This window comes from Massilia sp. UMI-21 (assembly GCA_015277795.1).
Lineage (GTDB): Bacteria > Pseudomonadota > Gammaproteobacteria > Burkholderiales > Burkholderiaceae_D > Telluria.
Genome location: CP063848.1, coordinates 4,534,649 through 4,559,847, shown reverse-complemented (window position 1 = coordinate 4,559,847; position 25,199 = coordinate 4,534,649). Strand labels below are relative to the sequence as shown.

The 25,199-nt window shown below is 67.3% G+C and carries 19 protein-coding genes; 4 read left to right on the top strand and 15 right to left on the bottom strand.

Annotated features, from left to right (window positions below; genetic code table 11):
• Positions 1–33: 33 nt before the first annotated feature.
• Together IM543_20065 and IM543_20060 are read right to left on the bottom strand one after the other, a co-directional pair.
• Positions 34–1,479, bottom strand: a complete 1,446-nt coding sequence (locus tag IM543_20065) for a PepSY domain-containing protein (GenBank protein QOY93807.1) — start codon at positions 1,477–1,479, stop codon at positions 34–36.
• Positions 1,480–1,825: 346 nt separating this feature from the next.
• Positions 1,826–2,182, bottom strand: a complete 357-nt coding sequence (locus tag IM543_20060) for a DUF2946 domain-containing protein (GenBank protein QOY93806.1) — start codon at positions 2,180–2,182, stop codon at positions 1,826–1,828.
• Between the two features lie 516 nt (positions 2,183–2,698).
• Between IM543_20060 and IM543_20055 the strand changes: the two genes are divergently transcribed.
• A complete protein-coding gene (locus tag IM543_20055) occupies positions 2,699–3,544 on the top strand; it encodes a hypothetical protein (protein QOY93805.1) in 846 nt (281 codons plus the stop codon).
• 101 nt (positions 3,545–3,645) lie between these two features.
• On the opposite strand, the gene IM543_20050 is transcribed toward IM543_20055, so the two are convergent.
• The 3 genes from IM543_20050 to IM543_20040 form a co-directional block, all read right to left on the bottom strand.
• Complete coding sequence (locus tag IM543_20050; GenBank protein ID QOY93804.1) at positions 3,646–4,152, bottom strand: hypothetical protein; 507 nt, start codon at positions 4,150–4,152, stop codon at positions 3,646–3,648.
• A 230-nt stretch (positions 4,153–4,382) separates the two neighbouring features.
• Positions 4,383–7,505 (bottom strand): efflux RND transporter permease subunit, encoded by a 3,123-nt coding sequence (locus tag IM543_20045; GenBank protein QOY93803.1) that lies wholly within the window; start codon positions 7,503–7,505, stop codon positions 4,383–4,385.
• Between the two features lie 13 nt (positions 7,506–7,518).
• Positions 7,519–8,694: an efflux RND transporter periplasmic adaptor subunit gene (locus tag IM543_20040; GenBank protein QOY93802.1), complete on the bottom strand. Its 1,176-nt coding sequence runs from the start codon at positions 8,692–8,694 to the stop codon at positions 7,519–7,521.
• Positions 8,695–8,871: 177 nt separating this feature from the next.
• On the opposite strand from IM543_20040, the gene IM543_20035 reads away from it, so the two are divergent.
• Entirely contained in the window at positions 8,872–9,963 is a 1,092-nt protein-coding gene (locus tag IM543_20035) for a DUF1800 family protein (GenBank protein ID QOY93801.1), read from the top strand.
• A 197-nt stretch (positions 9,964–10,160) separates the two neighbouring features.
• Here the strand turns inward: IM543_20035 and IM543_20030 are convergent, their stop codons facing one another.
• The 9 genes from IM543_20030 to IM543_19990 form a co-directional block, all read right to left on the bottom strand.
• On the bottom strand, positions 10,161–10,913 hold the full coding sequence (locus IM543_20030; GenBank protein ID QOY93800.1) for a 2OG-Fe dioxygenase family protein: 753 nt from the start codon (positions 10,911–10,913) through the stop codon (positions 10,161–10,163).
• 50 nt (positions 10,914–10,963) lie between these two features.
• Positions 10,964–13,030 carry a TonB-dependent receptor gene (locus IM543_20025; GenBank protein QOY93799.1) on the bottom strand — a complete coding sequence of 689 codons (2,067 nt, stop codon included), beginning with the start codon at positions 13,028–13,030 and terminating at the stop codon, positions 10,964–10,966.
• On the bottom strand, positions 13,030–13,482 hold the full coding sequence (locus tag IM543_20020) for a hypothetical protein (protein QOY96775.1): 453 nt from the start codon (positions 13,480–13,482) through the stop codon (positions 13,030–13,032). Before IM543_20020 ends, IM543_20025 begins: the two co-directional genes overlap by 1 nt.
• 65 nt (positions 13,483–13,547) lie before the next feature.
• Positions 13,548–15,977: a M1 family metallopeptidase gene (locus IM543_20015; protein QOY93798.1), complete on the bottom strand. Its 2,430-nt coding sequence runs from the start codon at positions 15,975–15,977 to the stop codon at positions 13,548–13,550.
• Between the two features lie 117 nt (positions 15,978–16,094).
• Positions 16,095–18,461, bottom strand: coding sequence for a M1 family metallopeptidase (locus tag IM543_20010; protein ID QOY93797.1), 2,367 nt, complete (start codon positions 18,459–18,461; stop codon positions 16,095–16,097).
• Positions 18,462–18,592: 131 nt separating this feature from the next.
• Positions 18,593–19,741, bottom strand: coding sequence for a HupE/UreJ family protein (locus tag IM543_20005; protein ID QOY93796.1), 1,149 nt, complete (start codon positions 19,739–19,741; stop codon positions 18,593–18,595).
• Positions 19,741–20,916, bottom strand: coding sequence for a hypothetical protein (locus IM543_20000; protein ID QOY93795.1), 1,176 nt, complete (start codon positions 20,914–20,916; stop codon positions 19,741–19,743). The genes IM543_20005 and IM543_20000 overlap by 1 nt, the downstream gene beginning before the upstream one ends.
• A 68-nt stretch (positions 20,917–20,984) precedes the next feature.
• Positions 20,985–21,260: a hypothetical protein gene (locus tag IM543_19995; GenBank protein QOY93794.1), complete on the bottom strand. Its 276-nt coding sequence runs from the start codon at positions 21,258–21,260 to the stop codon at positions 20,985–20,987.
• A gap of 12 nt (positions 21,261–21,272) precedes the next feature.
• Complete coding sequence (locus IM543_19990) at positions 21,273–22,766, bottom strand: DUF4331 domain-containing protein (protein ID QOY93793.1); 1,494 nt, start codon at positions 22,764–22,766, stop codon at positions 21,273–21,275.
• A gap of 213 nt (positions 22,767–22,979) precedes the next feature.
• Between IM543_19990 and IM543_19985 the strand changes: the two genes are divergently transcribed.
• On the top strand, positions 22,980–23,573 hold the full coding sequence (locus IM543_19985; protein QOY93792.1) for a sigma-70 family RNA polymerase sigma factor: 594 nt from the start codon (positions 22,980–22,982) through the stop codon (positions 23,571–23,573).
• Positions 23,570–24,271: an anti-sigma factor gene (locus tag IM543_19980; protein QOY93791.1), complete on the top strand. Its 702-nt coding sequence runs from the start codon at positions 23,570–23,572 to the stop codon at positions 24,269–24,271. Before IM543_19985 ends, IM543_19980 begins: the two co-directional genes overlap by 4 nt.
• A gap of 12 nt (positions 24,272–24,283) precedes the next feature.
• On the opposite strand, the gene IM543_19975 is transcribed toward IM543_19980, so the two are convergent.
• Entirely contained in the window at positions 24,284–25,123 is an 840-nt protein-coding gene (locus IM543_19975) for a phytanoyl-CoA dioxygenase family protein (protein ID QOY93790.1), read from the bottom strand.
• Positions 25,124–25,199: the final 76 nt, after the last annotated feature.

The following is a 25,199-nucleotide window of genomic DNA, read 5'->3' as shown; positions in this document are numbered from 1 at the left end:
TGTATGGATAAATGAATCGTCTGGATGCCGTATTCAGGATGCGTGTGGTAACGCGGGCGGCGCGCGCCAGCGGCTCCAGGCCGCGTCGAACAAGGCGGCCGCCAGCATCGAGGCGCCCAGCAGCGGGAACACCAGGCCCAGGCAGGCTGCGATGGCGATCACGCCGAGGGCGAGGCGGTCGCCATCCTTGCGTGCCGGCGCTCCCAGGCGGCCGGCGGGCCGGCGCTTCCACCACATCGCCACGCTGCTGACGCACAGCAGCATCAGGGCCAGGCAGCCGGCCAGCATCAGCAACTGGTTCGGCAGTCCGTACTCGAGGCCCTGGTGCACGCCGATGCCCCAGTCGGTGATCCTGGCCACTGCGCCCACGTCCCGCGGCCCGATGTCCTGCAGCAGCTTGCCGCTGTACTGGTCGAGGTGGATGACGCGCAGCCCCGCGTCGGCGCTGCGCAAACGAATCGCGCTGTAGACGCCCTCGGGGCCGCCCGGCAGCACCAGCCGGTAAGCGTCCCGCAGCCCGGCGGCGGCAAAGGCCGCGGCCGCGCGGTCGATGCCGATCGTTCCCGGCCGGGGAGGGCCGGCATGCGCCGGCATGTCATGGGCCGCGTGACCGCGGTGGATATCCGCCGGTGGCGTCGAGGCCGGCATCGCCTGCCGCTCCAGGCTCCAGGGCACCTCGCCTAGCGTGCCCATCGGCACGGTCGAACGCGGCGCGCCGAACCAGACGCCGACCGGCGTGCCAAGGCCATTTGCCGTCAGCCAGCTGTTGACCTGGGAACCCCAGACCAGCGACCACGGCATGCCGGTCAGGGCAAGGAACAGGATCACCACGGCGGCCAAGGCGCCGGTGACGGCGTGCAGGTCACGCCACCAGAGCCGGCCGCTGGCCTGCGGGCGGATGCGCAACACGCCGGAGCTGCGTCCGCGCGGCCACCACAGCCAGGTCCCGCTCAGCACCAGCACGATGACCCAGCCGGCGACGATCTCGACCAGCGCGTTGCCGACCTTGCCGGCGACGGTGAGCGAATGGATGCGCTTCACAAGAGGCATCAGGCACTCGGCCTCGACCAGGCTTCCAAGCACCGCGCCGCTGGCCGGGTCGAGGAACACCTGGCGCACGGCGCCATCCCGCGTTTGCACGTCTACCTGCACCGTATGGCGGGCATCCGCCGGCCAATACAGGGCGCGGGCGACGCCGGGTTCGGCGCGCAGGGCCCGATCGAGCAGCCGCCCCGCCGGCAGCGCGGCCGTCACGGCGGCGGACGGCGGCGGGCGCAGCAGCAGGTCCGCGTGGACGACATCGTCGATCTGCTTGTTGAACAGGTAGACCGCGCCGGTCAGTGCCAGCAGGAAGATAAAGGGCAGGCAGAGCAGTCCTGCATAGAAATGCCAGCGCCAGACCCGGCGGTACAGGGTCGATGTGGCTGGCGCGGCGCCCGAGGGAGCGGGAGGCGGTCTTCCCGTCGATCCGGGCCTCATTGGAGGCCCTGGCCCAAGGCCGGTCGGTTCGGGAGCATCCCGGGGTGGCCAGTGCGGTCGGACCGACGGGCGGGCATGGTGTGAAGCCGAAGACGCTCGCACGCGCCTGGCATGAGCGTGCGCACGAGCAGGCCGGCCAGTACAAGCTGGCGGCCCGGGAAGAAACATTGCATATGAATTATCCGGTCGAGATGCGGGCGCCTCGTAACCAGGTGCGTGCATGCACGCGGCCTGGAACATCGAGGCGATGCGCAGGAGAAACTTTTAATCGCGCGGCCGGCAACCCTCTACCAACAGGCAAGGGGGCGGTTCCAGCGCAGGACGGAAAGCTTCGCCTGGGAGAAGCTCAAGCGTGGGGCGGTGGCCCGCGGGCGGGCAGGGGCGCGCCGATCAGCGCCGAGATATGCGCCGCCATGACGCCATCAGGGCGCGCGACCGCATGGGTCGGAGCGGGCAGGTGGATGGTGGAGGCCGGCGGCGGTGCGGTCGCCGGCAGACAGAGCGGGCAATCGATACTCGGCGCCTTTGCAGCGACAAGTTTGCCATCCGCATCCAGCACGACGGCTTTGCTGCCCTCGTGGGAGCAAAGCAGCACCAGCGTCTGTGGCGCGATCACTGGCGCCGCCACCGCGACACCGAACGTGAGCATGAACCACGCCAGGACGAGGCGGGTCAGGGTCAGCGATGTGCGGAGGATGTGCATTCTGAAAATTTTGAGGCAGCTTGGTCCTTCTGTCAACCAAGGCATCGGGGCGCTTTCACGGCCGGCTCGTACAAGCATGGCGTCCTCCGGAGCCACGGCTCGCCGGTGAGCGGGCATGACGATCCACACCATGACGCGGGTCGGTGAAGCGAGCACGGTGTCGGCTTGCAAAAGATGGATGGCACAGCTCTGTTAGGCAACGCACGGTCCCAGGTGCCCGGATATTGTATTTTTTGTATCGCGACGCAGTGTCCGATACTGCGCGCACTTTCGGACCGCCACAGGCGACCGCCCACGAAGCGACGACGATCGCGTCTGCGCTAACGGTGGAACTTTGTGCTGGCTCTGGGTCTCGCCGACAGGAATGTGACCTTGAGCAAGAAATAAAGTTCGACCTTGAGATAGCGCAGGCAATCCTCGTCCCTCGCTCCGTTTGGGGCGGAATCGAGGAAAAATGTGGTGAGAGTCGGGTATCGGTCTAATCGCGTTGGTCTACATTTTTACGAGGGATACATCATGGATAATCAGAAATCTACCGAGGGAAAAGGCAGCGACGCAAGCCGCGAGGTTGCAGGTTCGAGCATTGGTAAAAGCCAGAATTCCGGTCTGAACCAGGGCAGCAGCGCATCGAGCAGCAGCCAGAGCGGTTCGTCGGGCAGCCTCGGCAGCACCAACGCCTCGCCAAGCAGCGCCAAGCCTGCCACCAGCGGCAGCAGCGGCTCCATCGGCGGCACCAGCAACGCAGGCAGCCTGCAAAGCGGTTCGCAGAGCTCGGGCAACCTGGGCACCAGCTCCAGCACCGGCAGCCTGCAGAGCGGCTCGACGGGTTCGAGCGCAGCCGGCAGCAGCGGCAGCCTGGGCAGCTCGACCGGCGGCAACAGCGCGCTGGGCACCAGCGGCAGCACCACGGGCAGCAGCCTCGGCACCACCGCCAGCAGCAGCGGCAGCATGGGTGGCGCCAGTGCACAGTCCTCGGGTTCGTCGTCCTCGGGCGGCGACCAGTCGCAGTCGCAGGGCGGCATCAAGGGCGCCATGGCCAACATGTCGCCGGACAAGGCACATGAAAAAATCGACCAGCTCGCACAAGGTGCGCAACCGCTGGTCGACCGCCTGGTCAACACCGCACACGCCGGCGTCGACCGCCTGAGCGGCATGCTGAGCGGCGCATCGGAAAGCCTGGGCCAGCGCAAGGGCCAACTGGGCGAGACCTACCAGAACTACTCGGTCAAGAGCACCGAGTACGTGAAGACCAACCCGGGCACGGCCCTGCTGGTCGCAGCCGGCGTCGGCTTCCTGCTGGCCAAGCTGCTGGGCGGCTCGAACACCACCGAGCGCAAAGAGTACCGCTACTACCGCGACTGATCGGCCTTAGCCATTTAGTCAGCAACCCGGCAGGCTTCGGCCTGGCCGGGTTTATTTTTGCCTTTTTTTCCGCTTCTTTCCCGCTTCTTTCCCGCTATTGCCTACATGATGTCGCCGAGGGCCTGTTCGGCGCGTTTCCTGGCGGCGGGGTCGGGTGTCGGAAGATGGACCTCGAACCACAGCACGCCTGGCGCCGGCGCCCCTGCGCCAAGGGCCAGGACGTAGAACACCGGCTGGCCGTCCGCCGCGGTGGCCATGTACGCCACCTGGTGATACCTGGGCGGCCGTGGCGCGAGCGCAGCACCCGAGGGAATCGTGTATTTGAGCGTGCTCCCGCTCGGCAGCGACAGCACATTGCGCATCGTCGCGTAGCCGCCGATGCGCGTCGCTGTCCGCTTCAGCTGTGCGGCGGTCGCCGCCGGGGCATCTCGTTCGCCAGTCGCGAACATGGCCGCGGCGGCGTCGAAGCGCTGCTGTTGCAGGGCACGCACGAAGCGATCGGCGTGCAGGGGGATCTCGCTGTCAACGGGAGCGTCAGCGGCAGCGGCAGGGAAGGAGAGTGCCAGGCATGCGGCAAGCACGCAGGCTTGCCTGAGGAGGGAATTCATGTTCGCGGAACTTCCGGGGTGTCGATATGACCGGCAAGGATACACGGGCGGCCATCGCCAAATTGCTCACAATCCCACGGCCGGGATACGGCACGCCATCATGAAGCTTGCGTAGGGTGCGCGGGAGGCGCATTGCTGTGCCGCCCTGGGTTGAACGCGCGGGCGGCGTTCACGCCGTGGGCTGCCCGCCATGCCGGGTCGAGCCGCCCACCCTACGAACCTGGGCAGGTCTACTTCACCGCATCCGACGCCGGCTCCTTCACCGGCGCCTGCACCGGCTTGCCGCGCAGCCGGCGCCCCGTGCGCTTCATGAAGTGCTCGAAGTCGTCGACATAGGTGAACACCGCCGGCACCACCAACAGGCTCAGCAGCGTCGAGGTGATCAGGCCGCCGATCACGGCAATCGCCATCGGCGCGCGGAAGCTCGGGTCGCCCGACAGGCCGAGCGCCAGCGGCATCATGCCGGCGCCCATGGCGATGGTGGTCATCACGATCGGGCGACTGCGCTTGTGGCAGGCGTCGACCAGGGCGTCGAAGCGGTTCATGCCGGCCTCGCGCGCCAGGATCGCGTAGTCCACCAGCAGGATCGAGTTCTTGGTCACGATCCCCATCAGCATGATCAGGCCGATCATGGTCGGCATCGACAGTGCGCTCTGCGTCAGGAGCAGGGCCACGAAGGCGCCGCCGATCGACAGCGGCAGCGCGGCCAGGATGGTCACCGGCTGCATGAAGTCGTTAAACAGCAGCACCAGCACGCCATAGATGCACAGCACGCCGATCAGCATCGCCACGCCGAAGCTGGCGAACAGCGCCTGCATTTCCTGGGCGTCGCCCAATTCCGCGATCTGCACGCTGGGCGGCAGCTTCTGGAACACCGGCAGGGCGCGCGCCTCCTTGTTGACATCGCCCAGCGAGCGGCCCTGCAGCTCGACCTCGAGCGTGACGTTGCGGGTGCGGTTCAGGCGGTCGATCTGGGCCGGGCCGCTTTCCATCGTGATGGTCGCGACATTCGCCAGCATCACCGGGCCTTGCGCGCCCGGCACCGTCAGGCGGCCCAGGGCATCGAGGTCGGCGCGCACCGCATCCGGCAGCTTGACCCGGATCGGCACCTGGCGTTCGGCCAGGTTCATCTTGGCCAGCGAGATGTCGTAGTCGCCGGCGGTGGCCACGCGCACCGTTTCGCCGATGGCGGCGGCGGTCACGCCCAGGTCGGCCGCGCGCGCGAAGTCGGGACGCACGATGATCTCCGGGCGCACCAGCGACGCGCTGGAGCTGACGTTGCCGATGTTCTGCAGCGTGCGCAGCTCGCGTTCGGCTTGGCGCGCGGTGGCGGTGAGGGCGTCCGGATCTTCGCTGCGCAACACCAGCTGCATCTTGGTGCCGGTGTCGTTGGCGCCGACGTTGAAGCGCGCGCCCGGAATCAGCGACATCTTTTCGCGCAGGGCGCGTTCGATGCTCGACAGGCCGACGTCGCGCTCGTCGCGGTCGGCCGTGGTCACGGTCAGCACCGCCCGGCGCGCCTCGGCCGCCGCCCCGGGCGCGAAGGCATCGCCGCTGGAGCCGCCGCCGATCGAGCTGAAGATGCCTTTCACGCCCGCCACCTGCATCGCCGCCAGGCGCGCCTGCTCGGCCACCGCGTAGGTCTCGGCGAGCGTCGAGCCGGGCGGCAGTTCGACCGTGATCAGGGTCTGCGAGCGGTCGGCCGGCGGCACGAAGCCGGTCGGCAGCAGCGGCACCAGGGCGATCGAGCCGATGAAGAACAGGGCGGAAACGATCGCGGTCACCATGCGGTGGCGCAGGCACCACTGCATCGCCGTCATGTAACGGCGCATCAGTCGGCCGTCCTTCTCTTCGCCGTGGTGCCTGGACGGCTTGAGGAGGTAGGCCGCCATCATCGGCGTGAGCAGGCGCGCCACCATCAGCGACGCGAGGATGGCGATCACCGCGGTCCAGCCGAACTGCTTGAAGAACTTGCCCGGGATGCCACCCATGAACGCGGTCGGCAGGAACACGGCGACCAGGGCGAAGGTGGTGGCGATCACCGCCATCCCGATCTCGTCGGCCGCTTCCAGCGCCGCCTGCATCGGGGTCTTGCCCATGCGTAGGTGGCGCGAGATGTTTTCGATTTCGACGATCGCATCGTCGACCAGCACGCCGATGACCAGCGCCAGCGACAGCAGGGTCACCATGTTGAGCGTGTAGCCGAACAGGTACTGGCCCAGGAAGGCCGGGATCACCGACAGCGGCAGCGCGGCCGCGGCCACCAGGGTGGCGCGCCAGTCGCGCAGGAACCACCACACCACCAGCACCGCCAGCACCGCGCCCTCGTACAGCATTTCCATCGAGGCGTCGAAGTTTTCCTCGACCGGGGCCGAGTTGTCGATCACTTCGCGCAGCACGACGTTCGGGTGCTCCTTCTGCAGCTCGGCCACGGCGGCGCGCGCGCCCTCGGCGACCTCGACCTCGCCCGCGCCGCGGGTGCGGAAGATTTCGAAGCCGACCACCCGGCGCCCATCCTGCAGGGCGACCGCGCGCGGTTCGGCGACAGTATCAAGGACGGTGGCGATCTGGCCGAGGCGCACATGGCGCCCGTCCGACAGCGGGATGTCCAGTTGCGCCAGTTCCTGGGCCGATTGCACGGTGGCGATGGTGCGCACCGACTGCTCGGCGCCGTTCACGTCGCCGCGGCCGCCCGGGCTTTCGCGCTGCACGTTGCGCAGCTGGCGCGAGACGTCCAGCGCCGATACCTGCAGCGCCGCCATGCGCGCATCGTCCAGGATCACCTGGACTTCGCGGCTGACGCCGCCGACACGCTTGACCGAGCCCAGGCCCGGCACGCTCAGCAGGCGCTTGGCGACGTCGTTGTCGACGAACCAGCTCAGCTGCTGGGCATCCATGGCGCTGCCGGCCGTCTTGCTCGGCTCGGCGGTGAAGGTGGCCACCACGCGCCCGGCGGTGGCCGCCTTGGTCACGCTCGGCTCGCGCATCTCGGGCGGCAGGTCGGCGCGCACCCGCGCCACGGCGTCGCGCACGTCATTGACCGCCTCGGACAGGTCCTTCTCGAGGATGAACTCGACGGTAATCGTGGCCACGCCGTCGAGCACCGTCGTATAGATGTTCTTGACGCCCTGCAGGGTGGCGACCGAGTCCTCGATCTTGCGCGCCACCTCGGTTTCCAGCTGGGCCGGCGCGGCGCCTTCCAGGGTGGCGGCGACGGTCACGATGGGCAGTTCAATGTCCGGGAAATCCTGGACCTTGTTGGCCTTGAAGGCCAGCAGCCCTGCCAGCGTGAGCAGGACGAACAGCATGATCGCCGGGATCGGGTTGCGGATCGATAAGGCGGAAAAATTCATGATTCTGCTCCGCTCAGCGCGCCAGGACCGTCGGCGTTGCCTTGCCGGCGGTCGTCGCCGCCGGAGCGGCCACCTTGCGCACCAGATCCCCATCGTTCAGGAAGCCGGCGCCGCCGACCACGATCGGGGTGTCGGCCGCCAGCCCGTCGACGATCTCGATGCGCTCGCCCAGGCGGCGTCCGGTCTTGACCTTCAGCTGGCTCACGTGGCTGTCGGGCTTGAGGCGGAACACATAGCTGAAGCCGTCGCGCACGACCACCGCCTGCTGCGGCACGGTCAGGGCGCGGGTCTGGCCCAGGTCGAAGCGGCCCCTGGCGAACATGCCCGCCTTCAGCGGCGCATTGGCGGACAGCGAGGGCGGCAGGTCGACGTACACCAGCGCCAGGCGGGTTTGCGGGTCGACGGTCGGCGCCACGGCGCGCACCTTGCCGACGATCTCCGAGCCGCTGGCGGCTTGCACGGCCGCGCGCATGCCCGGCTTGATGCGTCCCAGGTCGTTCGAGGTGACCTCGGCGCGCCATTCGAGGCGGCCCTGGCGGATCATGCGAAACAGTTCGGTGCCGGCGCCCACCACGGCGCCGACGGTGGCGCTGCGCGCCGAGATGATGCCGCTGTCCGGTGCCACCACGGTGGCATGGCGCAGGCGCAGTTCCTGCTGGGCCAGCGTGGCCTTGGCGGCGTTCACCCGCGCCTGCGCGGTGCGCTCGCCGGTGAGCAGCTGGGTCACCTGCTGTTCGCTCAGCGCGCCGGAGCTGCGCAGGGCACGCGCACGGCCGGCGTCGGCCTTGGCGGCGCTGGCGTTGGCCTGCGCTTCCTGCAGCGCGGCCCTGGCCTGGTCGACGTCGGCGCGTACCGTGTCGCTGGCGAACACCGCCAGTGTTTCACCCTTCTTGACCACGTCGCCCACATTCACCCGGACTTCGCTCAGGCGCAGGCCGTTCGATTCGCTGCCGATGACCGCTTCCTGCCAGGCGGCGACGCTGCCGTTGGCGGTCAGGCCCAGCGGCAGGGTGGTGGCGGATGGCTGGCCGCTGGTCACCGTGAGGGCCGGGGTCGGCGCGGCAGGCTTCTCGTCCCTGGCGGTGGCGCGCTGCGGCACCGCCAGCGCGAGGGCAAAGCACAGGGTTGCGCCGGCGGCGGCGACCAGGGGAAGCGGGACATTCAGGGGAAGGCGGCGGATGGTCGGCATATTCTTCGGTAGGCTTCGTTCGGTAGGCTTCGGTTCAAGCTGTTAAGTGTAGCAAAAGCGCAATGGGACGTACGCGATTCGCGTGCCTGGCCGCCGCTCGCCTCGCAGATGCGGGGCACTTACAAACATTTACCAGATGGCCTGGCGCAGTGCACGGCGCGGGTATATAACAAGGCCATGCAGATCCCGAGCTTCCGATCGCGCCGCGCCCTGCTGGCATCCCTGGTCTTGTCGACCTTGCCGGTCGTGTCCGTGGCCGGCCTCCCGCAGGCGCAGGCCGGCAGTCCGATGGACGAGGGCCTGGCCCTGCACCTGCTGAACCGGCTGGGATATGGCCCGCGCCCGGGCGAGCTGGCGCGGGTGCGGGCGCTGGGCGCGGCGGCCTATGTCGACGGCCAGCTGGCGCCGCCACCCTTGCCGCCGCGGCTGGCGGCGCGCCTGCGCGAGCTGGAGCACCCGGCGGCGGCGGCGGGCGAAGCACGCCTGTTGCGCGCCATCGCCAGCCCGCGCCAGCTGGAGGAAGTGCTGGCCAATTTCTGGCTGGGCTGGTTCGCGGCAGGGCTGGACGGGACAGCCGCCGAAGTTGCAAATGTCGCGAATGTTGCGAATGGCGCGAATGGCGCGAATCTCGGACCTGCCGCCTTGCGCCCGCACGTGCTGGGCCGTTTTGCGGCATTGCGGCAGTCGATGCATGGTCAGGGCCGGCCGGGCCGCAGCGAAGACGAGGCATTGCGGGCGTTGCTGCGCCAGTTCGTCCGCGCGCCCTCGGCCGGGCTGCACCGGTCGCTGGCGCGCGTGTGGAAGTCCACCGGGGGCGACCAGCGCCTGGTGCTGCGTGCCCTGTTCGGCAGCCGCGAATTCGTGGCGCCGGCGCAGTGGAACAGCAAACACAAGGATGGCTTCCGCTTCGTCGTCTCGGCGCTACGGGCCTCGGGCGTGGCGGTGGAAAACGTGGCGCCGCTGGCGCAATGGCTGCGCGGTCCGCTGTCGCCGGCCGCCGCTGCTGATTTCGTGGAGCGGCTGGCGGCTGGCCGGCTGGCGCTGGCAATGGCGCCGCCGCGGGCGGAGCGCCAAGCGTCCTCGGCGCCGCCGCTGCGCGCCCGTCTTCCGGGCGAGGCAGCGCAGGGGAGTGTGGCCCAGCCGGGACCGGTGCTGATGGAAGCGCCGACGCCCTCGGCCGCGGCAATGGCGGCCGCGGCGCGCAGTGTGCCGGCAGACCCGGGCCGCCTGCGCGTACTGCTCCTCAGTGAAGACTTCCTGCGCTATTGATGGCAGGAAGCGAATATTGCGCAGTGCAACAAAACGCTCGGAGCGACCGTCGCTTCAAATGTTCCCTGGACGAGTGCGCTACGTATTTCTACGGTATTGCAGTGCACAATAAATCGCGCTATATTGGAAGCGTCTCCTCCAGTTTTCTCCGAAAATTGGATTATCGCCCGCTTGCCGCAAGGTCCGCGGGCGTTTTTTTATGCGATCTCGGCGCCCTGGAACGAACCCGCACGCCAGGTCAGCACCAGCGTGTCGCGGTGCCCGTGGTCGTCCAGCGGCTGGATCGGCGTGGATTCGTGGATGACGGCGGCGTCGTCGAGCAGCAGCAGGGTCCAGGGTTCGAGCATCGTGAAACGCTTGCCCGCCGGCCCGTCGGCGTCGAACACCCGGGTTTCGCCGCCCTTGATGCCGCTGCGGTCGATCAGGATCACGGCGACGAAATCGACGCCGTCACGGTGCGCGCCTTCCGGGGTCGGGCGGCCGATGCCGTCGGCGGTATCGATACGGAACTGGTGTGCTTCCACATACCAGGTGCGGCGCCCGCGCACCCCGGAACAGACCTCGCCGAGCGCGCGCAGCAGGCGGCTCCAGGCGGGATTGGCGATCGTCTCGCTCTCGATCGGCGCAAACAGGCGGTGCATGCCGCCGTGCAGGGCGTTGTACTCGACCGGCTGCCAGTGTGCGCGGTGCGGCACCTGCACCAGGGCGTGACCGTCGTCGTCGCTCTCGTCGACGAAGCAGGAATGGCGGCGCCGGCGGTAGCGGCCGCCGTCCTTCAGGTAGTCGTCGCGTTCGAGCCGGTCCCAGCTCGGCACCAGCGACTGCAGCTGGTCCAGCGTGCAGCCGGCGAGGCGGGCGACATCGTCGGGACGCAGCAGGGCATAGCCCTCGCTACTCAGGGCTTGCGTCAGCTGCGACGGCGCGGTGTAGGGAAGTTCAGGTGGTGTCATCCGGCTAGCGTAGCATTTTTCCACCCTCGCTTCATGACTATGGGCAATTCCTACCAGGTCTTCGTGAAGCTGAGGCGGAAGGAGCGCGGCTCGATCGGATGGAAATGGATGTCGTCGACGGCTTCCGTTTCGTTCGCCAGGCGCGACGCATAGTAGTAATCGATCGCCGAATCGCGCCGGTTGCCCAGGTTGAAGCCTTCCAGTTCGATGCGCATGTCCTTGCCGATACGGTAGCCGATGCGCCCGTTGAGCGTCATGCTGGCGCGCGAGCGCACGCTGTCGTCCTCGATCAGCGGACGCGGGCCGAAGTAGCGCAGGCGCAGCGCACCCGACCACGCCCCTAGACGGTCCACCGTCAGGCCGAGCTGGGCCACGCCTTCGACCGCGCCGGGGATGCGGTCGTCCGGATTGCCGCCGCGCGAGCGCGCCCGTGCGTAGGCCGCGTCGAAGTTCAGGCTCAGCCACTTGTTGGCGCGCACACTGTTGGATAGTTCGATGCCGTAGCGGCGGCTCGGGTCGCCCGCTTCGGTATTGCCGGCATCGCCGATGTAGCTCAGTTCGGAATCGAAGTCCAGGCGGTACACCGCCAGCGTGGTTTCCGTCTTCGGGATCGCCACCGTGCGCAGGCCCAGCTCGATGCCGCGCGAACGCACCAGACCCGGCGTGCGGTCCACCGGATCGAGCGTCTTCGGGTCGACCGTCGCCACCGTGCCGCGCGCGTCGTTGCTGTGGAAGCCGTGGCCGACATTGAAGTACAGCTCGGTGTGCTGCCAGGGCCCATAGGCGATGCTCAGCGAGGGCGTCAGCAGGGAATCGCTGGCGCGGCCGGCATTCTCCGGGCGGTCGCCATCGACGCGGAAGCGGTAGGCATTGGCGCGCACCCCGACCACGGTGCGCAGCGACTCGCTCCACCTGGTCGGGTTCTCCAGGTAGATGGCGGCGCTGCTCTCGACGATGTGGTCCTCGCGCGTGGTCGCCAGGCGCCGCCGCGCGCGGGTGTCGTACAGACCGTTGAAGATGTTGTCGTTCTGGACCTGGAAGCCGACGGTCATGTCGGAGGCCATGCCCTTGTCGCTGCTGTCGCTGCTGCGGAACAGGTGCCAGGTATGGCTGCCGTCCAGGCCCGCCGTCACGCGGCGGTCCGGCTGGGCGAACTGGTCGCCGTTGACCGGATCGTTCAGGAAGTAGGTGAAATTCGAATACAAATCGAGGCGGTTGCGGATCACGTAGGCGCTCAGGCCGGTGGCCTGGTTGTCCAGCGTGCGGCGCCAGCTGCCCGAGATGCTGGTGCGCTCGGCCTCGCCGCCGTCGCTCAGGTCGATGGCGTCGAAGCGCCCCAGCCGGCCGCTGGCCAGCGCGCGCGACGGGATCTGGTCGGTGGCGTTCCAGTGGCCGCGGTAGTGCATGGCGCTGACGGTCCAGCCATTGTTGGCGTAGCCACGGCTGTAGCGCAGCACCGCATTGATCTTGCGGTAGCCGTCCGGGCGGGTCCACGGGCCGTCGTTCTTCAGCAGCTCGAGCGCGTACAGCAGGTGGCCGCCGGCCAGCGCGGGCGAGCCGGCGAGCACCGTGCGCCCATAGTTGTCCTCGCCGAGCGTGACCGACGCCAGTGGCGCCACCAGGCGGTTGGCATAGGCGATGGTCGTCTTGCCGGCCGAGGAAAAATCGCCTTCCGTGGCCGAATACGGGCCCTTGCGGTAGTCGAGGCGGGTGACGATCTCCGGGATCAGGAAATTCAGGTCGGTCCAGCCCTGGCCGTGCGCATGGCTGCGCTGGTTGACCGGCATGCCGTCGACCCAGGTGGCGAGGTCGGTGCCGTGGTCCAGGTTGAAACCGCGCAGGTAGAACTGGTTGGCCTTGCCTTCGCCGCTGTGCTGGCTGGCGATCAGGCCGGGCGTCGCTTCCAGCAGCTCGCCGGGACGATATACGGTGCGCTGCGCCAGCTCCTTGGCGCCCACGCTGCCCGAGCTGGCCGAATCGGTCATGCCGATCTGGCTGATACGCGAGCCCTCCACCAGCACGCGCTGCAGGACGAAGTCGTCGGCGGCGGCAGGCAGATGGACGAATAGTGCGGCAATGGCAAAGGCGAGCCGGGTGCGAGCGGAAGGAATGGGCATCAGGGTCGATTCTCCTGTGTCGGCAGCGCGACGGCGGCCTGGGTGAAGGTGAGGGAGCGGATCTTGCCCGCGTCGTTCAGGTTGACGGTGTTGACCTGCTCGGGCAGGAAGTCCACCAGCATGGCCTGGTGGATGGCGGCGGTCTTCGACAGTGGCGCGTTCTCCAGCTCCTGGTAGATGGTGACGCTTTGCGAGTCGGCCGTCATGCCGACCCAGCGCACCGGCAGGCGCGCCCCGTCCTGCCCCTTGAGCCAGAAGCGGCCCTCGACGTATTGCCGCAGGACCGCCTGGTCTTCCGGATCGGTCAGGTCGAACTGGCGTCCGTAGGTGTTCATCAGGAGCGCCTCGATGTCGTGCGCCATGTAGGTATGGACGATCTCCGTGCTCTTGGTGCGCGGGTTGTACGCGACCTCGGTGATCCCCATGTGGAAGCGGTGCGCATCCGCCGCCATGCTCAGGCTGAGCAGGGCGGCGGCGAACAGCGCCTTGAAAGAGGGCTTCAGGTGGAGCATCATCGTTACTCGGCTTCCTTGGCGGCATTTTCAGCCGCATTTTCAGCGGCTTTGGGCGCCTTCGGCGGCGCCAGCTTGGTATTGAAGTCGCGCATCAGGTTGTTGGCCGGTTCACGCGCGGACTTGAACAGTTCCAGCCGCGACGGGGTCGGCTTGGCCGGCCAGGCGTTGTTGCTCACGTCGATGTCGGCGGTTTCCCAGTACGGGTCCTGGGTCAGGCCGACGATCTCTTCGTCCGTGATGAACAGCTTGGTGATCTTCCTGGGCGAGTAGCGCCATACTTCGGCCGGGATGCGCTCGATGGTTTTCTTGCCGCTCCTGGTCGTGATTTCCACGATCAGCGGGGTCACCAGGCCGCCCTTGTTGGAAAAGTCCACCAGGTACAGGTGCTTGCCTTCCTTGAGCAGGGCCTTTTCCCAGTCTTCCAGGCCGGCCACAGTCTCGTTGAACTTGTTGCGGTCCTTGTTGGTGACGGTGAACTCGTCGTGCTCGTTGTAGAAGTCGCGCAGTTCCGGGAAACGGTCGACGCGGCGCTGCATGCCCTTGTTGCGCTGGTCGGTGAGCGAGATCGGCTCCTCCTGCTTGCGGGCGCGCGCCCAGGCCTTCTCGACTTCCGGGTCCTTGCTGCTGACGGTGTATTCGGTAACGCCGTCCACGCTCACGTCCACCGCATCGGTGGTGTAGAACCAGCCGCGCCAGAACCAGTCGAGATCGGTGCCGGAAGCGTCTTCCATGGTGCGGAAGAAGTCGGCCGGGGTCGGGCGCTTGAACTTCCAGCGCTCGGCGTATTCCTTGAAGGCGAAGTCGAACAGTTCGCGGCCCAGGACGGTCTCGCGCAGGATGTTGAACGCGGTGGCCGGCTTGGCATAGGCGTTGTTGCCGCGCTGGACGGTTGACTCGGCATTGGTCATGACCGGCACCTGGTTGGTGCTGCGCATGTAGTCGACGATGTTGCGCGCTTCGCCGCGGCGCGATGGATAGTTCTCTTCCCAGGCTTCCTCGGCCAGGAACTGCAGGAAGCTGTTCATGCCCTCGTCCATCCAGGTCCACTGGCGCTCGTCCGAGTTGACGATCATCGGGAAGTAATTGTGGCCGACTTCATGGATGATCACGCTGATCAGGCCATACTTGGTGCTCTTTGCATAAGTGAGTTCGCCGGTCTTCTTGTCCTTCGCCGGGCGCCCGGCATTGAACGAGATCATCGGGTACTCCATGCCGCCGATCGAGCCGTTCACCGAGATCGCGATCGGGTAGGGATAGTCGAAGGAATACTTGTTGTACTGCTCGATGGTGTGGATCACGGCGGCCGTCGAATAGCGCTCCCACAGCGGATTGCCTTCCTTCGGATAGTAGGACATCGCCAGCACGTCCTTGTCGCCGCTCTTGATGCCCTGGGCGTCCCAGATGAACTTGCGGCTCGAGGCAAAGGCGAAGTCGCGCACGTCGCGCGCCTTGAAGTGCCAGGTCTTGGTGGCCTTGTTCTTGGCAGCCGAGCGCAGTTTTTCAGCTGCTTCGGCTTCCGCCTGGGTGACGATGAGGACCGGCTTGTTCGCAGACCGTGCCTGGCGCAGGCGCTCGCGCTGGACGCCGGTGAGCACCGCGTCGGCGTTCTGCAGTTCGCCGGTGGACGCCACCACATGGTCGGCCGGGACGGTCAGCTGCACGTCGTAGTCGCCGAATTCCAGCGTGAATTCGCCGTCGCCCATGTACTGCTTGTGCTGCCAGCCCTTCACGTCGTAGTAGGCCGCCATGCGCGGGAACCACTGGGCAGACAGGTAGATGTCGTTGCCGTCGTCGAATTTCTCGAAGCCGGTGCGGCGTCCGACGACGTTCGCCTCGGGGATGTTGAAGGTCCAGGCCAGGTTGAAGGAGACGCGCGCGCCCGGCTTGAGCGGCTGCGGCAGGTCGATCCGCATCATGGTCTTGTTGACCGTGTGGCGCAAGGCGCGGCCGTCGGCGCCCTGCACGCTGGTGACCTGGATGCCGCCTTCGAAGCGCCGCTGTTCGAGCGTGGCCTTCAGGGTGTCGAACTTGACGCCGTCGCTGCCGCGCGCCTGCCAGGCCTGGCGCGAGGGCAGGCTGGCGATGCGGCGGTTGTCCGAATCGGCGCGGAACATGTTCTGGTCGAGCTGCACCCACAGGTAGGACAGGGTGTCCGGCGAATTGTTGGTGTAGGTGACGGTGCCGGAACCGCTGATGACGCGCTTGTCCTCGTCGAGGGTGGCGCGCAGGCGGTAGTCGGCGCGCTGCTGCCAGTAGCGGTGGCCCGGGGCGCCGGAGGCGGTGCGGGTCTCGGTGGCGGTCGGCAGCAACTCGTCGAGCTGGCGGAACTTGTCGTCGAAGGCCGGCGCGGCAACCGGTGAGGCCGCGGCGCCCAGCGTTGCGCTTGCGAGGAACAGGGCGGCGAGGCTCGCCTGCAGGGACTTCATCTTCATGCGGTTCTTTTAACGAAAATCTTCATCAATAAACAAACGGCAGGGCGCGCAGCCCTGCCGGTCGTGAAAGCGTTCGGCGCGGGCCAGGCCCGCGCCGCATTCCAGCGCAAGCCAGGTTTACTCGGCCTTCGCTGCGTCGTCTTTCTGGCCCGGGGCCTTCAGCTTGGTATTAAAGTCGCGCATCAGGTTGTTGGACGGCTCACGCTCGGACTTGAACAGTTCCAGGCGCGACGGGGTCGGCTTGGCCGGCCACGCGTTGTTGCTCACGTCGATGTCGGCGGTTTCCCAGTACGGGTCCTGGGTCAGGCCGACGATCTCTTCGTCCGTGATGAACAGCTTGGTGACCTTCTTCGGCGAGTAGCGCCATACTTCGGCCGGGATGCGCTCGATGTATTTCTTGCCGCTCTTGGTCGTGATCTCGACGATCAGCGGAGTCACCAGGCCGCCCTTGTTCGAAAAGTCCACCAGGTACAGGTGCTTGCCTTCCTTGAGCAGGGCCTTTTCCCAGTCTTCCAGGCCGGCGACCGTCTCGTTGAACTTGTTGCGGTCCTTGTTGGTGACGGTGAAGTCGTCGTTCTGGTTGTAGAAGTCCTTCAGCTCGGGGAAGCGGTCGACGCGGCGCTCCATGCCCTTGTTGCGCTGGTCGGTGACCGAGATCGGCTCTTCCTGCTTGCGGGCGCGCGCCCAGGCCTTTTCGATTTCCGGATCCTTGGTGCTGACCGTGTACTCGGTGATGCCGTCCACGCTGATGTCCACCGCGTCGGTGGTGTAGAACCAGCCGCGCCAGAACCAGTCGAGGTCCGTACCCGACGCATCTTCCATGGTGCGGAAGAAGTCGGAAGGGGTCGGGCGCTTGAACTTCCAGCGCTCGGCGTATTCCTTGAAGGCGAAGTCGAACAGTTCGCGGCCCAGGACGGTCTCGCGCAGCACGTTCAGGGCGGCGGCCGGCTTGGCGTAGGCATTGTTACCGAACTGCAGGAGCGACTCCGAGTTCGTCATGATCGGCACCTGGTTCTGGGTGCGCATGTAGGGGACGATCGAACGCGGGTGGCCGCGCATCTCATCCCAGTCTTCTTCCCAGGCTTCCTGGGCCAGCGACTGCACGAAGGAGTTGATGCCCTCGTCCATCCAGGTCCACTGGCGCTCGTCCGAGTTGACGATCATCGGGAAGTAGTTGTGGCCCACTTCGTGGATGATCACGCCGATCAGGCCGTACTTGGTGCGCTTCGACCAGGTGAGTTCGCCGGTCTTCTTGTCCTTGACCGGACGCGGGCCGTTGAACGAGATCATCGGGTATTCCATGCCGCCCACCGGGCCGTTCACCGAAATGGCGGTCGGGTAGGGGTAGTCGAACGAGTATTTGCTGTACTGCTCGATGGTATGGATGATCGCGTGGGTCGAGTAGCGCTCCCACAGCGGGTTGCCTTCCTTCGGATAGTAGGACATCGCCAGCACGTCGTTGTCGCCCGACTTGATGCCCTGCGCATCCCAGATGAACTTGCGGCTCGAGGCAAAGGCGAAATCGCGCACGTTCTTGGCCTTGAAATGCCAGGTCTTGGTGCCGGTGGCGCGCCCCTTCTCGGCGGCTTCGGCCTCGGCCTGGGTCACGATCAGGACCGGCTTCTTGGCGGTACGGGCCTGGCGCAGGCGCTCGCGCTGGGCGCCGGTGAGCACGTCGCCCGGGTTCTGCAGTTCGCCGGTGGAGGCCACGATGTGGTCGGCCGGGACGGTGATCCGCACGTCGTAGTCGCCGAATTCCAGAGTGAACTCGCCGGCGCCCAGGAATTGCTTGTGCTGCCAGCCGTAGACGTCGTAATAGGCCGCCATGCGCGGGAACCACAGGGCGATCTCGAACAGGTCGTTCTTGTCGTCGAACTTCTCGTAGCCCGAACGGCCGCCGAGCACCTTCTGTTCGTTGATGTTGTAGTGCCAGTCGAGACCGAACGACACGCGCGCGCCCGGCTTGAGCGGCTGCGGCAGGTCGATGCGCATCATGGTGCCGTTGATGATGTACTTCAGCGGACGGCCGCCGCTGTCGCGCACGTTGCGCACATTGAAGCCGCCGTCGAAGCTGTTCCCCTCGAGCACATTGCGCAGGGCGTCGAACTTCACGCCGTCGGAGCCGCGCGTTTGCCAGGCCTCGCGCGAGGGCAGGGTGGCGGTCTTGCGGGCGGCCGAATCCGGCTTGTAGATGTTCTCGTCCAGCTGCAGCCAGAGGTACTTCAGCGTGTCAGGGGAATTGTTGTGATACGTGATGGTGCCGGAACCGGTGAGCGAACGCTTGTTCTCGTCGAGCGTGGCGCGCATCGTGTAGTCGGCGCGCTGCTGCCAGTAAGCGTGGCCCGGCGCGCCGGACGCGGCGCGCACGGACGTCGGCGTCGGCAGCAGCTCGTCGAGCTGGCGAAACTTGTCGTCGAAGGGAGGAGCGGCGAAAACGGTGGCACTGAGGCACAGCGCGGCTAGTCCGATGGGCAGACGTATCATATATCCCCTGGGATTTTAATTAATATAGGAAAAAGTATTCTAGCTTTACCTATTATCAGTTGCTCAGGGGATTTGTAAAAAAGCTGATACATGATGCATATGTACGCGCGGCGCAAGCCCTGCGCCGCGCCTCATGCGAACACCGCGTTCCAGGCCGGCAGCTGCAGGTCCAGGGCACGTTCCAGCAGCCAGACGGCGGCCACCAGGGCAATCGCGACCGACCCACCCAGCATCACGACACGCCGGTAGAACAGGCCCTTGCGCAAGACCCAGGCGAGCGGCAGGAACAGCGCGACGATCGCCAACTGGCCGAGCTCGACGCCCACATTGAAGCCCACCAGCGACAGCAACAGTGCATCCTGGGGCAGGCCGAGGTCAGCCAACACGCTGGCGAAACCGAAACCGTGCAACAGGCCGAAACCGAAGGCGAACAGTACGCGTCCGCGCTGGTACAGCGGGCGCAGGTTGTTCAATGCCGCGACGATCACCGAGGCCGCGATGGCCGATTCGACCAGGCGCGAGGGCAGGGCCAGCACCCCGAGCGCGGCCAGGGTCAGGGTCAGCGAATGCGCCAGCGTGAACGCGGTGACGACCCGCAGCACATCCATTCCCGCACTGCGAAAGCCTTCGCGCCCCACCCACTGGCGGTCGCGGTAGAGCAGCACGGCCGGCAGCAGCAGCGACAGCAGGAACAGGATATGGTCGATGCCGATCCAGATGTGCCAGACGCCCTGGCGGGCATACTCCAGGAACTGGCGCCCGCCCGAGGGTTCGGCCAGGCGCAGTTGCGGCTGCGCGTTGTCCGGGCCGAGGATGGCGCTGGCGGTGGCTTCGCCGTGGCGCAGGGCGAGCAGGCCGCGGTGCTGCGGGTCGAGTTCGGCCAGCAGCGTGTAGCCGACCGTCAGGGTTTGCACCGGCGCCGGGCAGGCGCCGCGCAGCATCAGCACCGTGTAGGCGCCGTCGGTATGGCTGTCGACCAGTTGCCCGGTGACCTCCAGCGGACAGGCCTTGCCCTCCGCGGACAGCTTCAGGTGGGTGAGTGCATAGGCAGCGATTGCCCCATGGCGGGCGCGCACCTCGTCCCAGGTGAGGGCGCCATCGCCATCGGCATCCAGGCCGACGGCCAGCTCCAGGTCGCGCAGGGCGATGTCCCAGCGGCCGTCGATGCGTGCGCCGTCGACAGCCAGGTTCAGGTAGCTGTCGCTGGCCTTGTGGGCGTGGGCGGCGGGCACCCACAGCAGCGCCGCCACGGCCAGCAGGGAGGCAAGCAGGCCGCGCATCACGTGGCGGCTCCGCGGCGCGGCGCGACGGCTTCGAGACTGCGGTCTTCCAGTTTGCTCCGGCCCAGCCAGTCGCGCACCAGGCGCGCGGCATCGGCGTCGCCGCTGGCGGCGGCGGCGCGCGCCAGGATGCGCAGGTCGGCCGGTTCCTTCTGCACCGCCCAATTGAGCTTGGCCAGGCGCACCGCCTCGGCCGGATCGCGGGCCAGCGCCAGCGCAAAACGCGCCTCCTCGCGCCGGTGCACGGTATCGCCGCGGCGCCGCGCCGCTTCGAAGCGTGCGCGCAATGCGGCGCTCTGGCCCGCGGCCTCGTCCGCGTCGAGGGCGGACAGGGCGAGCGCATGGCGCAGCAGCAGGGCATCGGCCTGGGTACGGTCTTTCACCAGCGGCAATACTTCGCGGGCGCGGCCGCGTTCGAGCAGGAAGTCGGCGTAGGCCGCCAGCAGGTAGCTGTCCTGCGGGTCGGCCCGCAGGGCCGCGCGGAAATGGGTCTCGGCCGCGGCGTACTCGCCGAGCCGCTCGGCCATCTCGGCCAGCAGCGTGCCCGACCAGGCGCGCAGCGGCGCCGGCGCATCGGCGCGGGCGGCGAGGGTGTGCGCCAGCCTGTCGTAACTGGGTCGGGCCTGGCCGCTGACGCTGCCGACCGCGGCCAGGCAGGTTTGCAGCACCAGGTCCGGCGCGCGTCCGAACAGGCGCGCGCAGCTGCTGCGGGAGCCGGCATAGTCGCCGGTCACCAGCAGGATGGTGGCGCGGGTCAGCCAGGCCTGGGCGTTGCCCGGGTCGCGCCGCACCACTTCGTCGAGGTCGGCCAGCGCCTCGCCGAACGCATGGGTGCTCTGGGCCAGGGTGGCGCGCAGCACCAGCACCTCGGCCGGGGCGCGTTCGCGCGGCAGCTTCCACCAGGGCGCAAGCGCGGCCTGGGCATAGCCGAGGTAGCGCGGATCGCCGTCGCGGCGCGCCAGCTCGATGCAGCGCCGTGCGAGCGCGGATGCGCGCGCCAGGTCGCGTGGATTGGCGGCCAGCGCGGCGCGCAGCTGCGCCAGTTCACGCTGCACCGGGTCGAAGCGCGCAGGCAGGCGTTCCAGTACCTGGCTGCCGCTGGACGGGATGTAAGGCGCCGCGGCGGCGCTGCAGCTGAGCAGCACCGCCAGCAGCACGGGGGTGATCTTCGTCATCTTCACGTCATCCTTGCTGTAGGGACGACGGGGCCACGCCTGGCGCACCCCGTCGTCTTCGGCTCACGTCAGCTCGACGGCAGCGGTTGCGGCTCCGTGTCTTCGGGCGTGGTCGGCGTGATGCCGTCGATGGAACCCGGCTCCTCGTTGTCGAGCAGCGAGGCCACGCGCGCGGCGACCAGCGAGAAGAACGAATCGGCTGCCGGCGGCGGCGGATTGGTGCCGGTCGGCGGAGGTGGCGTACTCACGTGTTCGCGTTCGTTGCTGCCGCCGCAGGCCCCGAGCAGCAGGGCCAGCGACACCAGCAGCGCGCCGTTGCGCATGCGGTGGATCGTGGAAGTCATGGCGTTCTCCTCTTACTGGTTGCCCGGCAGCGGGGCGTTCAGGTAGGGGAAGGCCGGCTTGAACGATGCCGCGGTCTTGCGCACGCCGTCGGTCAGGGCCAGGCCGCCGGCCGGCGCATCGGATGGCTTGCAGCCCACGCCGAGTGCATCGTTGGCGCCGGTCAGCACGCACAGGGCACCCATCGACACGCGCAGCGCGATGTCGGTGACGTCGTCGGCCGGACGGCGGCCGTTCGGGAAGCCGGCGTTGTCGCCTGCCGCCACGCCCAGCGGATTCTGCGCCGCCAGCGCGGTTGGCGCGATGCTGGTGTTCAGGCGCAGCATTTCGGAAGCCACCACGTTCTTCGGCTGGTTCACGCCCGGCAGGCCTTTCAGGAAGGCGGTGACCAGGTCGTTGCGCGGGAAGTTGGTCGGCGCCTTGGCGGACGGGAACAGGGTCTCGATCAGGGCCGGCAGCACCGGGTTGGTGACGTAGGTGAGGAACTGGCCGTCATCCTTCGGTTTCGAGGCGTTGAAGCGGTCCTTGTCGTCCATGCCGATGATGACTTCGTTCACCAGCGGCATGCCCAGGCGCGAGACCTGGGCCCAGGCGCCGCCTTCCTTGACGGCGTTGTTCAGGCCGCTGCCCGGGGTCGGGTTGATCAGGCGACCCTGGCGCATGCTGGCGGTGGCGTAGGCGCCGATGACCGGTTCACCGGCGCCGGCCACGCAGGCGATCGGCACTTCGAGCGCGATCGCGCTGACGTTCTTGTTCTCGAGGTCGTTCTTGTTGCCGTTGACCTCGGCGCCGAGCGGGTTCAGGTTGATCAGGTCGAAGGTCTTGCCGACCGCGATGTAGAACGGTTCCTTGCGCTGCCCGACGAAGACGCGGCCGGTGCCGCAACCGGGGATGTTGACATCGTAGATGTGCTGGTTGGCGTAGGCTTCGTAGCCGCCGGCGCCGCTGAAGGTCTTCTCGCCGATGTTGTCGACCGGCTTGTCGAATTCGCTGGCGCCACCGGTGCCGGCCAGGCGGGTGCGGGTGCCGCTGCGGCGGTCGCCCTTGACCATGTCGATGGTGTAGGTTTCGCGCACGTTGAGCGAGGCCGGATTGACGCCGCTGATGGTGTTCGAGTTGATCAGCGGGATCAGCACCTGCTTGCCGCCCACGGTGAGGGCGGTGCGCTTCGACGTGTTCTTGAAACGGAACTGGAAGCTGATGTCTTCCTTGGCATCGCCGTTGTTGTCGACGTGGATCTCGTACAAGGCGTTGTTATCGAACTGGTAGAAGTTCGGGCCGCCCTGCGGATCCTGGAAGGGGATGAAGTTGGCAATCATGGTCACGTAGCCTTCGCGTCCCGGGGCGTAGCTGCGGAACATGTAGAAGTCGGTGCCGTCGACCTTCGGCGCATTGGTCAGGAACGGAGCTTCGCGATGACTCGAGGCAGCGGCGGGCAGGGCCAGCGCGGCCAGCGCGGCGCCCGACAGGAGGGCGAGGGCCCAGGGGTGGTGCTTACCAGATTGCATGATGATCTCCTCTTGAATGTTGTGGTCCCCTCTAGGGGCTATGCGAACTTGCCGCGACATCAACTTGCTTTTGCACGGCTGCCTGGTCATATACGCAAGCCGCGCCCGATCGGATTCAACTTATTTTTCTTGCATTGCCCCGGTGGAAACATGCTAAGTTGCTAGCTCTCTTGGCAAAGCTGTCAAAAAAATCCGAACTCGCGAAGGTATTCCGTGGTCCAGCCCTCAAATTCGCTAAATCCATTACAACTGAATACGTGGTTACGTGGCGCCGCGCAGAAAGACGCGCTCGCTTTCCGGGAGCTGTACGAAGCCAGTTCGCCCCGGCTGTACGGCCTGGCGCTGCGCATCCTGCGCCGGCGCGAGCTGGCTGAAGAGGTGCTGCAGGAAAGTTTTGTTTCGATATGGAATCACGCGAGTGACTACCAGGCCAGCCTGTCGGCGCCCATGACCTGGATGACGACCATCGTCCGCAACAAGTCCTTCGACCTGTTGCGACGCCTGCGGCTGGAGGTCGAGACCGGCGGCGAAGACTTCGACGACAGGGTGCTGGCCAGCCTGCAGGATCCGGCCACGAATCCTGCCGATGCGCTCGAACTGAGCAGCGAAGCAAAGGCGCTGGCGGTCTGCATGTCCGCGCTCGAGGAAAAGCACCGCACGGTGGTCGGACTGGCCTTTTTTCACGACCTGTCGCACAGCGACGTGGCGCGGAAACTGGCGCTGCCGGTGGGCACCGTGAAAACCTGGATCCGGCGCAGCCTGGCGCGCTTGCAGGCCTGCCTGAGCGACGGCGGGAGGGCGGCATGAAACTGCGCGGCAAGGACATCCTGCGCGAGCGGCTCGCGGGCGCTTACGTGCTGGGCACGCTGCGCGGTCACGCGCGCCGCCGCTTCGAGGGCTACATGCACGACGACGCCGCGCTGCGCCGCACGGTCGCCGAATGGAACGAGCGGCTTGGCGCCATGGCCGAATTCGTCCCCGCACGCACGCCGCCCATGCAGGTCTGGCGCGCGATCGAGCGGCGCCTTGGACTACGTCCGAAGGCGCCGGCCTGGCAGTTCTGGCGCCACGGTTCGCTCGGCTACTGGCGCACCCTGGGCGTGACGTCCAGCATGCTGGCCGCGCTGCTGCTGGTGGCGGTCATGCAGGATCGCCGCGAGCCGGTCGTCAGCGACATCGCGACCCTGACCGACGAGCAGTCCCGTACCGCACTGCTGGTGCTGGCCGACCGCGATCGCGAACGCCTGGACGTGCGCCTGGTCGAGGCGCAGCCGCTCGCGCCGGGCAAGGTCCTGCAATTGTGGGCGGTGCCGGAACAGGGCAGGCCGCGTTCGCTCGGCCTGCTGGAAGGCGGCCGCCGGCTGTCCTTGCCGCTGACGCGCCAGGCACTGGGCGCCGACGTGGCGCTGCTGGCGGTCAGCCTGGAGCCGGCCGGCGGCTCGCCCAGTGCGGAAGGGCCGACCGGGCCGATTCTCTACAAAGGCGGCTGGGTGAGGGTGATGTAAGACCTGATCGATTCAGTCGAAGCCGCGGACCGGGAAGTCCGCGCTGCGCTGGATCCAATTGCGCGGCGAGTAGGCGGCGCGGCCGTCGGTGGCGTGCAGCGTGAACGCATGGCGCGACACCGGCGAGCGGTTCGGCGCGCTGTAGTGGGGCAGCAGGCCGTGGAAGCAGACCAGGGTGCCGGCTTTGGCTTCCAGCGGCACGGCGGTACTGTCATCCGGCCACGGCATGGCATCCAGCTTCTCCATGGTGATGGTGTCGCCGTCGCGCAGGAAGCGTTCGCGCAAGGGGCCGCGGTGGCCGCCCGGCTCGGCCCACAGGCAGCCGTTGTCGATGGTCGCATCTTCCAGCGCGAACCAGAAGGTGGTGACGGTGATCGGGTCGCTGTCGAAGAAGGTGGCGTCCTGGTGCCAGCGCACTTCGCCGCCGATGCCCGGCTGCTTGAAGATGTACATCGATTGCCAGGCCTGCGGCTGCGCCAGGCCCAGGTCGCGCGCTACGGCGGCCAGTTTCGGGTCGCGCGTGAAAGCGTCGAACACCGGATCGAGGTCGTGCATGGCATGGCCGATCTTGTTGATCGACAGGGCCTTGGCCTGGCGCAGCCGGCCGTCCGGGCCAAACGCCTCTTCCTCGAAGAAGCAGCGCACCGTGTTGTCCGAGCCGAGGAACCAGGCGTCGCTGGCGCGCTCCTGGTCCTTGGTGGTGAAGATGGCGCGTGATTGCGCAGGATCGAAAGCGTCGACGATCTCCTCGGCCCGCCGCCGCAGCGCGGCGATCTCGTCGAGGGGCTTGAAACCGGGGAGGACGAGGAAGCCGTCGCGCTGGTACTGCGCGCGTTGTTCTGGTGTCAGCATGGTGAGCTTAGGGCAAAGAATGGATTGTAGCGTCCATTATCCCTCTTCCGGATACGACCGAGCCTCCAGGCGAGCG

Excerpts from the sequence above, each read along its gene's own strand:
- IM543_20000 (QOY93795.1), bottom strand. The coding sequence starts at position 20,916 with ATGACGAAGATCACCCCCGTGCTGCTGGCGGTGCTGCTCAGCTGCAGC.
- IM543_20050 (QOY93804.1), bottom strand. The coding sequence starts at position 4,152 with ATGAATTCCCTCCTCAGGCAAGCCTGCGTGCTTGCCGCATGCCTGGCA.
- IM543_20025 (QOY93799.1), bottom strand. The coding sequence starts at position 13,030 with ATGCCCATTCCTTCCGCTCGCACCCGGCTCGCCTTTGCCATTGCCGCA.
- IM543_20005 (QOY93796.1), bottom strand. The coding sequence starts at position 19,741 with ATGCGCGGCCTGCTTGCCTCCCTGCTGGCCGTGGCGGCGCTGCTGTGG.
- IM543_19995 (QOY93794.1), bottom strand. The coding sequence starts at position 21,260 with ATGACTTCCACGATCCACCGCATGCGCAACGGCGCGCTGCTGGTGTCG.
- IM543_20030 (QOY93800.1), bottom strand. The coding sequence starts at position 10,913 with ATGACACCACCTGAACTTCCCTACACCGCGCCGTCGCAGCTGACGCAA.
- IM543_20010 (QOY93797.1), bottom strand. The coding sequence starts at position 18,461 with ATGATACGTCTGCCCATCGGACTAGCCGCGCTGTGCCTCAGTGCCACC.
- IM543_20060 (QOY93806.1), bottom strand. The coding sequence starts at position 2,182 with ATGCACATCCTCCGCACATCGCTGACCCTGACCCGCCTCGTCCTGGCG.
- IM543_19980 (QOY93791.1), top strand. The coding sequence starts at position 23,570 with ATGAAACTGCGCGGCAAGGACATCCTGCGCGAGCGGCTCGCGGGCGCT.
- IM543_19990 (QOY93793.1), bottom strand. The coding sequence starts at position 22,766 with ATGCAATCTGGTAAGCACCACCCCTGGGCCCTCGCCCTCCTGTCGGGC.
- IM543_20055 (QOY93805.1), top strand. The coding sequence starts at position 2,699 with ATGGATAATCAGAAATCTACCGAGGGAAAAGGCAGCGACGCAAGCCGC.
- IM543_20015 (QOY93798.1), bottom strand. The coding sequence starts at position 15,977 with ATGAAGATGAAGTCCCTGCAGGCGAGCCTCGCCGCCCTGTTCCTCGCA.
- IM543_20040 (QOY93802.1), bottom strand. The coding sequence starts at position 8,694 with ATGCCGACCATCCGCCGCCTTCCCCTGAATGTCCCGCTTCCCCTGGTC.
- IM543_20035 (QOY93801.1), top strand. The coding sequence starts at position 8,872 with ATGCAGATCCCGAGCTTCCGATCGCGCCGCGCCCTGCTGGCATCCCTG.
- IM543_20020 (QOY96775.1), bottom strand. The coding sequence starts at position 13,482 with ATGGCGGCGGATGCGCACCGCTTCCACATGGGGATCACCGAGGTCGCG.
- IM543_20065 (QOY93807.1), bottom strand. The coding sequence starts at position 1,479 with ATGAGGCCCGGATCGACGGGAAGACCGCCTCCCGCTCCCTCGGGCGCC.
- IM543_20045 (QOY93803.1), bottom strand. The coding sequence starts at position 7,505 with ATGAATTTTTCCGCCTTATCGATCCGCAACCCGATCCCGGCGATCATG.
- IM543_19975 (QOY93790.1), bottom strand. The coding sequence starts at position 25,123 with ATGCTGACACCAGAACAACGCGCGCAGTACCAGCGCGACGGCTTCCTC.